General features: G+C 63.7%; 10 protein-coding genes. 1 reads left to right on the plus strand and 9 read right to left on the minus strand.

What is annotated here, in order from left to right; all coding sequences use genetic code 11:
* Window positions 1–41: 41 nt before the first annotated feature.
* The 9 genes from BVH06_RS05855 to glnE form a co-directional block, all read right to left on the minus strand.
* Window positions 42–1,817 carry a carbamoyltransferase gene (locus tag BVH06_RS05855; RefSeq protein WP_075933502.1) on the minus strand — a complete coding sequence of 592 codons (1,776 nt, stop codon included), beginning with the start codon at window positions 1,815–1,817 and terminating at the stop codon, window positions 42–44.
* Between the two features lie 76 nt (window positions 1,818–1,893).
* A complete protein-coding gene (locus BVH06_RS05860) occupies window positions 1,894–3,324 on the minus strand; it encodes a lipopolysaccharide kinase InaA family protein (RefSeq protein WP_075933503.1) in 1,431 nt (476 codons plus the stop codon).
* Window positions 3,321–4,070: a lipopolysaccharide kinase InaA family protein gene (locus tag BVH06_RS05865; protein WP_075929690.1), complete on the minus strand. Its 750-nt coding sequence runs from the start codon at window positions 4,068–4,070 to the stop codon at window positions 3,321–3,323. Before BVH06_RS05865 ends, BVH06_RS05860 begins: the two co-directional genes overlap by 4 nt.
* Entirely contained in the window at window positions 4,067–4,804 is a 738-nt protein-coding gene (locus tag BVH06_RS05870) for a lipopolysaccharide kinase InaA family protein (RefSeq protein WP_075933504.1), read from the minus strand. The genes BVH06_RS05865 and BVH06_RS05870 overlap by 4 nt, the downstream gene beginning before the upstream one ends.
* Complete coding sequence (rfaP, locus tag BVH06_RS05875; RefSeq protein ID WP_075933505.1) at window positions 4,801–5,628, minus strand: lipopolysaccharide core heptose(I) kinase RfaP; 828 nt, start codon at window positions 5,626–5,628, stop codon at window positions 4,801–4,803. The genes BVH06_RS05870 and rfaP overlap by 4 nt, the downstream gene beginning before the upstream one ends.
* Window positions 5,629–5,761: 133 nt before the next feature.
* On the minus strand, window positions 5,762–6,883 hold the full coding sequence (locus BVH06_RS05880; RefSeq protein WP_075933506.1) for a glycosyltransferase family 4 protein: 1,122 nt from the start codon (window positions 6,881–6,883) through the stop codon (window positions 5,762–5,764).
* 20 nt (window positions 6,884–6,903) lie between these two features.
* Complete coding sequence (gene waaC / locus BVH06_RS05885) at window positions 6,904–7,905, minus strand: lipopolysaccharide heptosyltransferase I (RefSeq protein WP_075933507.1); 1,002 nt, start codon at window positions 7,903–7,905, stop codon at window positions 6,904–6,906.
* A complete protein-coding gene (gene waaF / locus BVH06_RS05890; protein ID WP_075933508.1) occupies window positions 7,906–8,943 on the minus strand; it encodes a lipopolysaccharide heptosyltransferase II in 1,038 nt (345 codons plus the stop codon).
* A 43-nt stretch (window positions 8,944–8,986) separates the two neighbouring features.
* Complete coding sequence (glnE, locus tag BVH06_RS05895) at window positions 8,987–11,932, minus strand: bifunctional [glutamate--ammonia ligase]-adenylyl-L-tyrosine phosphorylase/[glutamate--ammonia-ligase] adenylyltransferase (protein ID WP_075933509.1); 2,946 nt, start codon at window positions 11,930–11,932, stop codon at window positions 8,987–8,989.
* 268 nt (window positions 11,933–12,200) lie between these two features.
* Between glnE and aceE the strand changes: the two genes are divergently transcribed.
* Window positions 12,201–14,849, plus strand: coding sequence for a pyruvate dehydrogenase (acetyl-transferring), homodimeric type (aceE, locus tag BVH06_RS05900; protein WP_075929697.1), 2,649 nt, complete (start codon window positions 12,201–12,203; stop codon window positions 14,847–14,849).
* The last annotated feature ends 2 nt before the right edge of the window (window positions 14,850–14,851 follow it).

Consider the following 14,851-nt stretch of genomic DNA (forward strand, 5'->3'; position numbering starts at 1 on the left):
ACGATTCGCTACAGCCGTCGACATATCGATAGCCAGCCGAACTACGATTCCACGCTGCCGGACAGATCGCCGCTCGACGCAACGACACCGTCCTTGACCACCAGAATATCCTCCATGATCAGGTACTGCAGATCCGAGCCGAAGAACATGTTCAGGGCGTCGGTCGGCGAGCAGATCATCGGTTCGCCACGGCGGTTCAGCGAGGTGTTCAGCGACACGCCGTTGCCGGTGAGTCTTTCCAGCTCCAGCATCAGGTCGTACCAGCGCGGGTTGTATTCGCGCTTGAGCACCTGGGCGCGGGAGGTGCCGTCTTCGTGGACGACTTCGCTGACGCGCTCTTTCCACTCGTCGTTGACTTCGAAAGTGAAGGTCATGAACGGGCTCGGGTGATCGACCTTGAGCATCTGCTCGGCGACGGTGTCGAGCATCGATGGGCAGAAGGGTCTCCAGCGCTCGCGGAACTTGATCTGTTCGTTGATGCGGTCGGCCACGCCGGGAATGCTCGGGCAACCGATGATCGAGCGACCGCCCAGGGCACGCGGGCCGAATTCCATGCGGCCCTGGAACCAGGCTACCGGATTGCCATCGACCATGATCTGCGCGATGCGCTGCGGCATGTCGTCGATCTTCTGCCATTTCGGCGCATTCGGGTGGCGGGCGCAGGCGGCAATGACGTCTTCGTTGGAATAGGCCGGGCCGAGGTAGACGTGCTCCATCTTCTCCACGGGCACGCCACGCTTGTGGGAAACGTAGGCAGCGGCACCAACCGAAGTGCCGGCGTCACCGGAGGCCGGCTGAACGAACAGTTCCTTGACCTCGGGGCGAGCAATGATCTTCTGGTTGAGCTTGACGTTCAGCGCGCATCCACCGGCGAAGGCGATCTTGCCGGTCTCGCGGATGATGTCGCCCAGGTAGTAATCCATCATCTCCAGCGCCAGCTTCTCGAACAGCGCCTGCATGCTGGCGGCGTAGTGGATGTACGGGTCGTCGGCAATGTCGCCTTCGCGCTTTGGCCCCAGCCACTCGATCAGTTTGGGGGAGAAGTAGAAGCCCTTGCCCTTTTCCTTGTGGCGGCGCAGACCGATGACGTTGGCGTAGTCGGTATTGATCACCAACTCGCCGTTCTCGAACTTGGCCAGGCGGGAAAAATCGTACTTGCTGGCATCGCCATAAGGCGCCATGCCCATGACCTTGAACTCGCCGTCGAGCATTTCGAAACCGAGGAACTCGGTCACCGCGCCGTACAGGCCGCCCAGGGAATCCGGGTCAAAGAATTCCTTGATCTTGTGGATACGGCCGTTCTCGCCATAGCCGAAGAAGGTAGTGGCGTACTCGCCCTTGCCGTCGATACCGAGGATCGCGGCCTTCTCGGTGAAACCCGAGCAGTGATAAGCGCTGGACGCGTGCGCCAGGTGGTGCTCGACTGGCTCGATCTTGACCTTCTTGGCATCGAAGCCCAGTTGCTCCAGGCACCAGACGACCTTCTTGCGATAGCGCTTGTAGCGGCGGTTGCCCATGAGAATGGCGTCGAGGGCGCGATCCGGTGCGTACCAGTAGCGTTTGGCGTAGTGCCAACGCGCCTTGCCGAACAGGCTGATGGGCGCGAAGGGAATCGCCACCACATCGACATCCGATGGTTTGATACCGGCCTGTTCCAGGCAGAATTTGGCCGACTCGTAAGGCATGCGGTTCTTCGCGTGCTTGTCACGCACGAAGCGCTCTTCTTCGGCTGCTGCAATCAACTTGCCGTCGATGTACAACGCCGCGGAGGGGTCATGACTGAGGGCGCCGGACAGGCCAAGAATCGTCAATGCCACGGGTAAAGCCTCTTAACGCGGCTGCCTGACTCGACAACCGATACGGTTTGATTTCGCTGAGCCTTCCTCGGAAGGCTCAAATATATGTTGGCAAGCGCCGGTCGAGTTCACGATACAGGGCGCTGTCGGCGGCCCAGTTGCGCAGCAGACGCGCGCGATCACGTGCATAGGCGGCCTTGAAGCTGCTGGCCTGGCCATGGAACTGCATGGCATCCAGATCGATCAGCGCCCAGCGGCCATCCTGCCAGAGAATATTGTTGCCCTTGCAATCGCCATGACTGATGCGCTCGCGCAACAGCGCTGCGAACAACGTATCCAACGCCTGCAAGTCCGCCTCTGGCGGTAAGCCATCCGCCCCGCACGGCGCGAAACGGGCGATTATATCCATACCCGGCGTGTGTTCGGTAATCAGATAGGCCTGGCGGCGCAGCCACAGGGTGCGCCGCTCGAGCACCGCCAGCGGCCTGGGCGTGGCGATTCCGAGAAAATCCAGGCGGTTGCCTTCGCACCAGCTGTGCCAGGCCCGGCTGGGCCGCCAGAAGCGCCGCAGCCAATGGCCGAAGCCCTTGATGTTGTAGCGTTTGATGACCAATTGCCGGCCAGCCTGCTGGACGCGCGCCACGGTCGAGGAGCCGCCCAGTTTGAGTGGCTCGCCTGCAGCGATCGCCGCGTCGGGGTCGGCCAGAAGAGGCGCCAGCGCCGCGTCCTCTTCACGCCTCACCACCTGCAGGCGCGACGGCCCACGCCAGACGCGAAAGGCCGTGCACTCACGCTGAATCTTGGCCATGAAAGAATGAAGACGCAGCCCGCGCGCCTTGGCCACAGCCTTGAGCAGGGCCTCAAGCGGCAGAGCATGTTCGCCGTTGACCAACAGGTAGTGCACCAACAATTCTTCGATGAAGTCATCAATGGCGCGGGGAAACAGCGCGAAGAACAACCCCAGGTTTTCCAGCACGCGAGCTCGGGAGAGGGGCTGCCCGGGCGTCTCGGCGCGAATGCCGCCGCCATCGATGAGATGCAGGTGGCCGTCATGGCGCAGCAAATTGTCCAGGTGCAGGTCTTCCTGCCATAGCCCACGACGATGAAGCTGGCCGATGACGCCAAGCGCCTCACCCAGCACCTGCTGCTGCGCATCGCTCAGCCAGGGCTGATCAGCGACGGCCTGCCAGTCATCCGCCAGGCTGCGGGCGTCCTCCAGGAACTCGAACAACAGCCAGCCGCCCTCGCCCGCCGATACACCATGATCGAGCAGCAAGGGGGTGCACAACCCTTGTTCCGCCAGTAGCTGGGCACCTTGCAGCTCCCGAGCGAAGTGCCGCTCGGCCTTGCTGCCGACCAACATCTTGGCGAGCACCTGACGCCCCTGCCATTGCGCCGCGCCGACATAACGCTGGCCCGGCAACACACGCAGCAGGCTCTGCAACTCGAGCGACGTACCGCCCGGCAGCTCGATCGGCAGCGGCAGCGCAGGGCTGCGCCCCGCCTTGTTGAGGTGAACCAGTTTCATGGGCGTTGGGCCTTGTCCTTCAACCGCGCCGTAAGACGCTGCGACCAATGATCCACATGTTGCCCGCTGCCCAGATAGGCCGTCAGGAAACCCAGGTGATCCGCTTCATTCCAGGGGTTGGTGCGTCGCAGCAACGGCTCGATGTCCTTGACCCTGTCACGCTCGCCGAGAAACAGTGGCCGGGTCTTCTCCAGATCGATCAGCTGCGCCGCAAAACCCTCATCTCGGGGTTGCAGGAAGATATGTTTGGGGTAGAAACAGCCATGCACCTGTCCCTTCTCGTGCACGCGCCGAGCCAGACGTCCGCAAGCGCTCACGATCGCCTGGCGCTGCTCCGCTGCAAGCTGATGCCATTCGGGCAGCCAGCTGTCGAGGTCGCGCCAACCATCCAGCGCATGGGTCAGCAGAACGGCCCGTCGCTCACCGGCGATGCGCCGCTCGGCGTAGAACGCGGCGCTCATCGCCGGGATGCCGAGGCGCTGGTAACGGCGGATGTTGCGAAACTCCCGCGCCAGCGTCGGCTCACCCCAGGGGCGCTCCAGGCTGTGCGTCAAGTAGTTGCTCTGGCGCTTGAGGTAATAGCCATGGCCTTCCAGATCGAGCCGGTAGACCGTGCTCCAGCCGCCGCGCGGCGCCCGGTTGGGCTCGTCGACCGCATGCAGCTCGAGCGTCCAGAGCGCCTCGAAACTGGCCAGCCCATGACGTTCGAGCAGCGCTTGATCATCGCGCTCGATGAAGTCCTTCATTCTCTTCCCTCGAAGTAACGCACGATCTGGCCGATACGCTGCTTGTCGCTGTCGTTGAGCCGTTCACGCCCTCGATACTGCAAGTAGAAGCGCAGGCGCTGGGTACGCGACAGGTGATATTTGGCCACCTTATCCAGACAGGCGAGATCCTTTACGATGCGCCGACGTAGAAACGGCCCTCGCCAGAATGCACCGGTCGGGCAGTCGATGAAGTACAGGCGGCGGTGCTCGTCGACCAGCAGATTGCGCCACTTCAGGTCGTTATGGGCGAAATGATGATCGTGCAGGATGCGCGTGGCACGGGCCAGCTGACAGCTGACATCGTCGACCCAGGCCCGATCATGCAGGCGCGCGTCACCCGAGGAGGCCAGCCGCCACATGTCCGTGGTGTCGACCAGTTCCTGGGTGATCAGTGCCCCTCGGTGAAAGGCTGCACCCTTGCGCTCCAGCCCGTAGGCAGCGATAGGCGCAGTGGGAATCCCCCAACTCGCGAAATGTTTGAGGTTCTGCCACTCAGCCTTGACCCGCGGCCGGCCAACGAAGCGCCGAGCGCCTTTGCCGGCACCGTGGTAGCGCTTGACGTAGTAACGCAGCCCATCGAACTCCACACGAATGACGTCCGACAACGGATCGTGAGTAATAGCCTCGCCTTGCAGGGCAAAGACCGCATCAAGCGAAGCGAATGCCCTGGCCGCCTCGGGCGTGGCCAAGGCGGTGACACGCCACTGACTCATGCTTGCCCCTCCGTTTCGTACTTGCGCGCATAACGCGCACGCAGGCGGTCGGCCTTGCCCTGCAACCAGCGCAGCAGGGCAGCCTCGTCCTGCAGGACCTGACGCAGGGGACGGCTGTCGACGACGCCAAAGTAAACCTTGATGAAACGCAGCAGATCGCGCTTGGTGAGGCCTATGTTCAAGGCCGAGAAATACAGACCGGCCAGATCCTTGTCGCGCCAGCGTTTCGGCACGGCATTGCGTACCTGGGCGCGGTGCAGATCGATCACCGACAGGCGGAAATCATCAGCGTCGAATGGCTTGTCGGTATGCAGCAGAAAGTGACAGATGTAGCAGTCCCGGTGGTTCACGCCCGCAGCGTGCATGCGCCCGGTCATTTGCGCCACACGGCGCAGCAGTGCCCGCTTCACGATGGGCGACGGCGGCTGCTCGATCCAGGTCAGCGTCAATTGCTCGAGGTCGACGGTCGGCGCGAGCTCCTCGGTGACGATGAACGAATGCTGCTGCGCCGGGTTGCTGCCACGCTCGCCATAAGCCACCGCGGTCATGGTCGACACCCCGGCGTCGTTCAAACGCTGGATGGCTTTCCACTCTTGGCCCGCGCCCAGCACCGGCAGGCGGGCCGTGACCAGGTTCTTGACGATTTCCCCCCAGCCCACGCCACGGTGAATCTTCACGAAATAGCCCTTGCCATTCACCTCTGTACGCAGCGTTCGACGCGCCTCCAGTTCGCGGTACACCTGCCCCTGCAGGCCCTCGACCGCTTCAAAGGCATCCTTGCCGTCCCACAGGGACTTGAATGGTTCAGCAAGAATCAGGCGCATAGGCCTCCCTGTAGGAGCCGCGGTCTCGCGGTGAATGCTGAAGGCAACGCGAGCCTTGTGGAACGGCCACTAGGGCATCGCGCCGTAGGCGACGCATTTAAAGGGCCCAAGGTTGCCAAAGCGGTTGGGTTGCTCACGGGTGCGCCGCCAGAATCACATCCGCAGCCCGCTGCGGCATGCTGTACAGATCGGCCGTGTCGGCATAGGCCAGGCCATTTTGCTTCCATCGCGCGCGGGCAGCGTCGTCGGCTAGCATCTCGGCCAGCAGGCGATTCAGCGCGGGCTGCTCGAATGGACTGGGCACCACGCGGCCGGCGTCTGCATCCTCGATGTAATGGGCGTAGCCGCATACATCGGTGACCAGCACAGGCAGCCCGGCGACCAGCGCCTCAAGCAGCACGGTACCAGTATTTTCGTTGTAGGCCGGATGGATCAGTAGATCGGCGCCAAGCAGGAAGCGCGGAATATCGCTGCGTCCCTTGAGAATCTGCACCTGGTCGCTCAGGCCGAGTGCCTTGACCTGCAGCAGGAACGGTTTGGGGTCGTCCTGGCCGATGACCATCAACCGGGTGCACTGCTTTAGCTCCGGCGGCAAGGCGGCCAGGGCCTTGAGGCTGCGGTCCAGGCCCTTGGTCTTGAAGCCCGAGCCGATCTGCACCAGCAGCAGGTCGCTGTCGGCCAGGGCGAACTCGCGGCGAAACTCGACGCGGATTTCGGCGGCATTGGCCGGCGCGCGGCGATCCAGGGCGATGCCCGGCGGCAGCAGGTGGAAGCGCTCGGCTGGCGTGCCGTAATGCTTGACGAACAGCGGCTGCTGCACCTCGGAGATCATCAGAATCTCGGTGTCCGACTCGGGTGCGAACACAGCTCGCTCGTACTCGGCGAAATGCTTGTAGCGGCCCCAGCGGCGATACAGGGGGTTGCGCAGGGTCTGCGCCTTGTCCTCGTAGCAGCCATCGGCAGCGTAGTACACGTCCAGGCCCGGCATCTTGTTGAAGCCAATCACCCGGTCGACGGGGCGCTCGCGCAAGTCGGCCTGCACCCAGGCGGTGAGTTTCTCGTTGCGGTGATGGTTGAACAGTGCCTTGACCGGTACCACCACCACTTCGAAACCCTCTGGCACCTCGCCTTCCCAGATTGGCGTGTAGACGCGGATGCTGTGGCCGCGCCGCTGGCACTCCAGGGCGATACGCATGAAATCGCGCTGCAACCCGCCGTAGGGGAAGTACTTGTAGAGGATAAAAGCCAGGCGCATCGGCCCTCCGCTCGCTTGCATCAGTCCAGCCCCAGATCCAGCAGCAGGGCATGTAATTCGGTGAACACCCGCTGTGGTTTCAAATCATCGAAACAGGGTTTCTCGCGGTCGCCCTTGCCGGCATCCGGGCCGCTGGCGCACAGGTGCACCTGCGAGCGCCCGTAGGCACCCACCCGGCCCGGCAGGGTCGGGCCATAGAGCGACACGGTCGGCACATCCAGCGCTGCCGCCAGATGGCCCAGACCGGTATCGACGGCCACACAGGCCTGGGCACCGGCAAGCACCTTGGCCACACCTGCCAGGTTGAGCTTTGGCAATACCGCAGCGCCATCGATGCCGGCGGCGATACGCTCGGCGCGCGCCTTCTCGGCTTCGTTGCCCCATGGCAGGCGAATCGCCCAGCCGCGCTCGGCAACCTGCTCGGCCAGTTCGCGCCAGTAGGCTTCGGGCCAGTGCTTGCTGGCCCAGGTGGTGCCGTGCAGGAACACTAGATAAGGGCTTGCGGCCGGATCTGCAAGCTGGGCGCGGCTCAACCCGTAGTCGCCCAGACCAGCGGGCACGCTGTAGCTCAGCGCCTGGCCGAACAGCTGGCGGGTACGCTCCAACGCATGCTGGGCCCGCGGCACGCTGTAGGGGCGATCATAAAAGCGCGCAGCGATAGGCTCGCGGGCAGACTTTTTATCGAGCCCTGCCACCGGCGCCTTGACGTAGCGGGTCAGCCAGGCGCTCTTGAGCAGGCCTTGGGCGTCGATTACCAGGTCGTATTGACTCTCGCGCAGGCGCTGCTTGAACCGCGCCCACTCGCCACTGCGAAGGGTTTTCAGCGGGTGCTTGCGCCAGCGGCGGATGGCCACCGGAATCACCTGGGAGACGGCCGGATGCCAGGCTGGAATCTCGGCGAAGCCTTCTTCCACCACCCAGTCGAACCGGATGCCCGGGATCGCCCGGGCCGCGTCGGTCAGGGCCGGCAGGGTATGAATCACGTCGCCCAGCGATGAGGTCTTGATCACCAGCACGCGCATTCAGGGCATGACCTCGGCGGGCTCACCCGCCAGGCGCTGCAGCGCGTCGACGGCGACCCGTGGCTCGAGCTGCACCAGGCAGTTGTAATGACCGAAACGACAGGTACGCTCGAAGCACGGGCTGCATTCGATGCCCAGACGGATGATTTCCACCTGCTCGGCCAGCGGCGGGGTGAACTGTGGCGAGGTCGAGCCGTACACCGCCACCAGCGGGCGATCGAGCGCCGCGGCCACGTGCATCAGCCCGGAGTCGTTGGACACCACCGAGGCGGCGCACGATAGCAGGTCGATGGCTTGCGCAAGACTGGTCTCACCGGACAGGTTGACGGCCTCCTCGCGCAGGCCGGGAATCAGCCGCGATCGGATATCCTCGCCCACAGGGTGATCCTTCTTCGAGCCGAACAGCCAGACCTGCCAGCCTTCACGGATCTTCGTCTCGGCGACCTTGGCGTAATGCTCGCTGGGCCAGCGTTTCGCTTCGCCGAACTCGGCGCCTGGGCACAGGGCAAGAACCGGGCGATCCAGGCTCAGGCCGAAATGTGCCAGGGCTGCGTCACGAGTCGCGGGGTCGATGCGCAGGGACGGGCGCGGATATGGCTGCGGCAGCTCCGCGCCAGCCGGATACGCCAGGGCCATGAAGCGCTCGATCATCAGCGGGTAGCGATCCTTGTCCAGCTTGCGCACGTCATTGAGCAGGCCGTAACGCATCTCGCCCTTCCAGCCGGTACGCAGGGGGATGCCGGCGAAGAACGGCACCAGCGCCGACTTCATGGAGTTGGGCAGCAGGATCGCCTGATCGTAACGGCCGGCCAGGGACTTGCCGATGCGCCGCCGCGTGGCCAGCTCCAGCACGCCATGGCCGAGGGGAAAGCTCAAGGCCTGGCGAACCTCGGGCATGCGCTCGAGGATCGGCCGGCTCCAGTCCGGGGCCAGCACGTCGATGGCGCAGTCGGGATGACGCAGTTTCAGACACTGGAACAATGTCTGCGCCATCACCATGTCGCCTACCCACGAAGGGCCGATGATCAGAATATTCATAAGCTCAGTTTCGGTAGAGAAGCCCGATGGCGAACGACAGCCATCAACTCAGGCCCAGCTCACGCCAGATGCGCATCACATTGCGCCGGTGCTCGTGAAACTGGTCGCCGCCCACGATCCCGGGCTGCTTCTGCAAAGCCTGCCGATGGGCTGCCGAGCGATAGGCCTTGTAGGCGTCCTGCAGCAGGGTCGCCTCGCCATCGCGGAGCAGACCGAGCCGGTCCAGGCCTTCCAGAATGCGGATGTTATCGGTGAATTCGAGCAGCGCCGGGTGCTGCTCCGACCACGCCAGGGCCGCGTATTGCACCATAAATTCGATATCGACGATACCTCCGGCGTCCTGCTTGAGGTCGAAGGGCGAGGCCGCGTCGAAGGCATTCTCCGCCGTACCGGCGGCGGTGGCACGGCTGCCCAGGTTGTCACGCATCTTGGCGCGCATCTCGCTGACCTCGGCCTGCAGCTTGGCCTGATCACGCTCGCGGCCCAGCACGGCGCTGCGCACTTCGGCGAATGCAGCGCCCACGCGTTCGCAGCCGACCAGCACCCGGGCGCGCACCAGCGCCTGATGCTCCCAGGTCCAGGCCTCGCCCTCCTGGTAGCGGCGGAAGGCGCCCAGTGAGCTGACCAGCAACCCCGCCGCTCCGGAGGGGCGCAGGCGCATGTCGACGTCATAGAGCTGGCCGGAGTTGGTCTGCGCGGTCAGCAGGTGAATGATGCGCTGGCCCAGACGAGTGAAGAACTGCGCGCCGTCGATGGGCTTGGCACCATCGGTCTCGGCCTGCGGGTCGCCGTCGTGGATGAACACCAGATCCAGGTCAGAACCGTGGCCCAGTTCGATACCGCCGACCTTGCCGTAGCCGACGATGATGAAGTCCGGGGAGCACGGGCTGCCATCGGCGCGCAGCGGCGTGCCATGGCGGCTGACCATCTGCCGCCAGGCCAGGGCCAGTACCTGGTCGAGAATGGCCTCGGCCAACCAGGTCAGGTAATCGCTGACTTTCATCAACGGCAGGCTGCCGGCGATTTCCGAAGCGGCCACGCGCAAGCCGTGGGCCAGTTTGAAGTGGCGCAGCGCCTCCATCTGCTGCTCCAGATCCTCCTCGGGAATACGCGTCAGCCGCTCCTGCAGCTCGCCGGCCAACTCCGGCGCATGGGGCGGACTGAACAGGCGCCCCTCATTGAGCAGCTCATCGAGCAGCAGCGGGAAGCGGCTGATCTGCTCGGCGATCCACGGGCTGGCGGCGCACAGCGTCAGCAGACGCAGCAAGGCACCGGGATTTTCGGTCAGCAGCACCAAATAGGCCGAACGACGCGCCACTGCCTCGATCAGCGGCAACACGCGCTCCAGTACCAGATCGGGCTTTTCCTGCTCGACGGTGGCGGCCAGCAGCCGCGGGATGAAGGCATCCAGGCGCTCGCGACCCAGGCGCTGCATCGCGCGCACCTGGTTGCCGTTGCGCAGCCCCACCAGCCGCTGCCAGGCCGCCGGGGCGTTAGCGAAGCCGGCCTCGGCCAGTTGGCGGCAGGCGGCTTCTTCATCCTGGTCGTCGTTCCATAGCGGCAGCCAATCGGCGCCGACCATGGGCTCCTCATCGCCCTCCTGATCCTCGTCGGGGTCAGCGATGACCTGGCGGAAGTGCCAGTCGACCCGGCCGCGCCAGTGCATCAGTTGCTCATGGAAGGCCTCCCAGCCATCGAAGCCGAGCATGAAGGCCACCCGCGCGCGATCCTGATCGTTGTCCGGGAGCATCTGCGTCTGCCGGTCGTCGATGGCCTGCAGGGCGTGTTCGGTGTAACGCAGGAAGGCGTAGCCGGCGAGCAACTCGTCGACCGCCTGGCCAGGCAGGTAGCCTTGGTCCTTGAGGGTTTGCAGCACCTTGAGCAAGGAACGCTGCTGCAGGCTGAGATCACGGCCGCCATGGATCAGCTGAAACGCCTGGGCGATGAACTCCACCTCACGAATGCCGCCGGAACCGAGCTTGATGTTCTCGGCCATGCCCTTGCGGCGCACCTCCTGCTGGATCAGTTGCTTCATGGTGCGCAGCGCGTCGATGGCGGAAAAGTCCAGGTAACGGCGATAGACGAACGGGCGCAGCATTTCCAGCAGTTGCGCGCCGGCCTGCTGGTCTCCGCCGACCACCCGCGCCTTGATCATCGCGTAGCGTTCCCAATCGCGCCCCTGGTCCTGGTAGTACTGCTCCAGCGCATTGAAGCTGAACACCAGCGCGCCGCTCGATCCATAGGGGCGCAGGCGCATGTCGGTACGAAACACGAAGCCGTCGACGGTGATGGCATCCAGCGCCTTGATCAGCTTCTGGCCCAGGCGGATGAAGAACTCCTGGTTATCCAGCGCACGCTTCACGCCCTGGGTCTCGCCACCCTCGGGGTAGCCGAAGATCAGGTCGATATCCGATGACAGGTTCAACTCGAAGGCGCCGAGTTTGCCCATGCCGAGAATGACCATGTGCTGCGGCTCACCGCTGCGGCGGCCGACCGGTGTGCCGAATTGCTCGCAGTGCCGGGGGTACAGCCAGTGATAAGACAGGTCGATGCAAGCATCGGCCAGGTCGGAAAGGTCGCGACAGGTTTCCACCAGATCCGCCTGGCGGCTGATGTCTCGCCAGATGATGCGCAGCTGCTGGCGGTTGCGAAAACGCCGCAGGCTGCGCGCCAGGCCGTTCTCGTCCGCGCACTCCTGCAACTGCTCGGCGAGCTGCTGGCGCAATTCGCCGCCCGCCAGGCGCCGCTCCAGCTCGCCGCTGGCAGCCAGCTCGAGCAGCATCTGCGGGTCGCGCAGGCCCTGTTGCGTCACGAAATCACTGGCGGCCGTTACGCGCCGCAGGTGCTCTTTGCGCAGGGCCGGCCAGGCGGCGAAAGCGGCAGCGGCGTCAGCGGACAAGGCCGTGAACGCCTCGGCGAGCGATTGCTCGGCACGCTGGGCGATGGGGTGGAGCGAGGCAGGCAAAGAGACGAGCGCGGGCAAGCTCATGGTCTATCCTTTTCGGCGGGCTGGGAGCCTGGTGGAAAACCGGCGCAGACCCTGCGAAGGCTCGCCGCTTCTGGCTCTCGCCTGATTTGATTGTAGTTTCGCTACGACTGAATCGATCGAGAGAGCTGAAATCGCCGACGAAATGTAGTAAAACTACACGAAGCCGGATCTACCCAACCGGTACATCCAAGAATTAATGTGCCCGCCCAAAAAGCCGGCAACGCATCTGGTTTCCGATTCTGGAAGCCTTTCCGCTCTGGAGCAAGCCATGCAAGACCTCGATCCAATCGAAACCCAGGAATGGCTGGACGCACTGGAATCCGTCCTCGACAAGGAAGGCGAAGACCGTGCCCACTATCTGATGACGCGCCTGGGTGAGTTGGCCACTCGTAGCGGCACACAGCTGCCCTATTCGATCACCACTCCCTACCGCAACACCATTCCGGTCACGCGTGAAGCACGCATGCCGGGCGACCTGTTCATGGAACGCCGCATCCGCTCGATCGTTCGCTGGAACGCTCTGGCCATGGTCATGCGCGCCAACATGCAGGACCCCGATCTGGGTGGCCACATCTCCACCTTCGCCTCCAGCGCGACCCTCTACGACATCGGCTTCAACTACTTCTTCAAGGCGCCGACCGAAGAACACGGCGGCGACCTGATCTACTACCAGGGCCACGCATCGCCCGGCATCTACGCCCGCGCCTTCCTGGAAGGCCGCCTGAGCGAAGAGCAGATGCTCAAGTTCCGCCAGGAAGTGGACGGTGGCGGCCTGTCGTCGTACCCGCACCCGCACCTGATGCCGGATTTCTGGCAGTTCCCGACCGTTTCCATGGGCCTGGGCCCGATCACCGCGATCTACCAGGCACGCTTCATGAAGTACCTGGAAAACCGCGGTTTCATCCCGGCCGGCAAGCAGAAGGTATGGTGCTTCATCGGTGACGGCGAGACCGACGAGCCGGAAACCCTGGGTGCCATCTCCCTGGCCGGCCGCGAGAACCTCGACAATCTGATCTTCGTCATCAACTGCAACCTGCAGCGCCTCGACGGCCCGGTTCGCGGCAACAGCAAGATCATCCAGGAGCTCGAAGGCGTGTTCCGTGGCGCCAACTGGAACGTCAACAAGGTCATCTGGGGCCGTATGTGGGACCCGCTGTTCGCCCAGGACGAAGACGGCCGTATGCAGCGTCGCATGGACCAGGCGATCGACGGCGAATACCAGAACTACAAGGCCAAAGACGGTGCCTACGTGCGCAAGCACTTCTTCGGTGCCGATCCAGAATTGCTCAAGCGCGTCGAGAAACTGTCGGACGAGGAAATCTTCAACCTCAACCGCGGCGGCCACGACCCGTACAAGGTCTATGCGGCCTACCACCAGGCGGTCAACCACAAAGGCCAGCCGACCGTCATCCTGGCCAAAACCATCAAGGGTTATGGCACCGGTGCCGGCGAAGCGAAGAACACCGCGCACAACACCAAGAAGGTCGATATCGAGTCGCTGAAGAAATTCCGCGATCGCTTCGATATCCCGCTGAACGATTCGCAGCTGGAAGAACTGCCGTTCTATCGCCCTGCCGAAGACAGCGCGGAAATGAAATACCTGCGCAAGTGCCGCGAGAAACTCGGCGGCCATCTGCCGCAGCGTAACCGCGGCACCATCAGCATCCCGACGCCGCCGCTGGAAACCCTCAAGGCCGTTCTGGACGGCTCTGGCGACCGCGAAATCTCCACCACCATGGCGTTCGGGCGCATCCTCGCCTCGATGGTCAAGGACAAGGAGCTGGGCAAGCGCATCGTGCCGATCCTCGCGGACGAGGCCCGTACCTTCGGTATGGAAGGCATGTTCCGCCAGTTGGGCATCTACTCCCCCGTCGGCCAGCTGTACGAGCCGGTCGACCGCGACCAGGTGATGTACTACCGCGAAGAGAAGGACGGCCAGATCCTCCAGGAAGGTCTCAACGAGGCCGGTGCGTTCTCCTCCTTCATCGCTGCCGGTACTGCCTACAGCAACTACAACACGCCGATGCTGCCGGTCTACATCTTCTACTCGATGTTCGGCTTCCAGCGTATCGGTGACCTGGCCTGGGCAGCTGGCGACGGCCAGACCCGCGGCTTCCTGCTGGGCGGCACCTCCGGCCGTACCACCCTGAACGGTGAAGGCCTGCAGCACGAGGACGGCCACAGCCACATCCTCGCCAGCACCATCCCCAACGTGCGCAGCTATGACCCCACCTACGCCTACGAGCTGGCGGTGATCATGCGCGAAGGCACACACCGGATGATGACCCTGCAGGAAAACGTTTATTACTACATCACCGTGATGAACGAGAACTACCAGCAGCCAGCCATGCCCGAAGGTGTCGAGGACGGCATCATCAAAGGCATGTACCTGCTCGAAGAGGACAACAAGGAAGCCGCCCACCACGTACAACTGCTGGGCTGCGGCACCATCCTCAACGAGGTTCGCGAAGCGGCGAAGATCCTGCGCAACGACTACAACATCGGCGCCGATGTGTGGAGCGTCACCAGCTTCAACGAACTGCGTCGCGATGGCCTGGCCGTGGAGCGCAGCAACCGCCTGCATCCGGAACAGGAACCCAAGAAGAGCTATATCGAGCAGTGCCTGAGCGGCCGTCAGGGCCCTGTCATTGCCAGCACCGACTACATGAAACTGTTCGCAGAACAGGTTCGTCAGTGGGTTCCGGTCAAGGAATACAAGGTGCTGGGTACCGACGGTTACGGCCGCAGCGACAGCCGCCGCAAACTGCGTGACTTCTTCGAAGTGGATCGTCGCTGGGTCGTTCTGGCCGCGCTCGAAGCGCTGGCCGACCGTGGTCAGATCGAACGCAAGGCCGTGGCCGAGGCCATCGTCAAGTTCGGTATCGACCCCGAAAAACGTAACCCACTGGACTGCTGAGG

It is taken from the genome of Pseudomonas sp. PA27(2017), from assembly GCF_001945445.1.
GTDB lineage: Bacteria > Pseudomonadota > Gammaproteobacteria > Pseudomonadales > Pseudomonadaceae > Aquipseudomonas.

Excerpts from the sequence above, each read along its gene's own strand:
- rfaP (WP_075933505.1), bottom strand. The coding sequence starts at position 5,628 with ATGCGCCTGATTCTTGCTGAACCATTCAAGTCCCTGTGGGACGGCAAG.
- BVH06_RS05865 (WP_075929690.1), bottom strand. The coding sequence starts at position 4,070 with ATGAAGGACTTCATCGAGCGCGATGATCAAGCGCTGCTCGAACGTCAT.
- aceE (WP_075929697.1), top strand. The coding sequence starts at position 12,201 with ATGCAAGACCTCGATCCAATCGAAACCCAGGAATGGCTGGACGCACTG.
- waaF (WP_075933508.1), bottom strand. The coding sequence starts at position 8,943 with ATGAATATTCTGATCATCGGCCCTTCGTGGGTAGGCGACATGGTGATG.
- BVH06_RS05860 (WP_075933503.1), bottom strand. The coding sequence starts at position 3,324 with ATGAAACTGGTTCACCTCAACAAGGCGGGGCGCAGCCCTGCGCTGCCG.
- glnE (WP_075933509.1), bottom strand. The coding sequence starts at position 11,932 with ATGAGCTTGCCCGCGCTCGTCTCTTTGCCTGCCTCGCTCCACCCCATC.
- waaC (WP_075933507.1), bottom strand. The coding sequence starts at position 7,905 with ATGCGCGTGCTGGTGATCAAGACCTCATCGCTGGGCGACGTGATTCAT.
- BVH06_RS05880 (WP_075933506.1), bottom strand. The coding sequence starts at position 6,883 with ATGCGCCTGGCTTTTATCCTCTACAAGTACTTCCCCTACGGCGGGTTG.
- BVH06_RS05870 (WP_075933504.1), bottom strand. The coding sequence starts at position 4,804 with ATGAGTCAGTGGCGTGTCACCGCCTTGGCCACGCCCGAGGCGGCCAGG.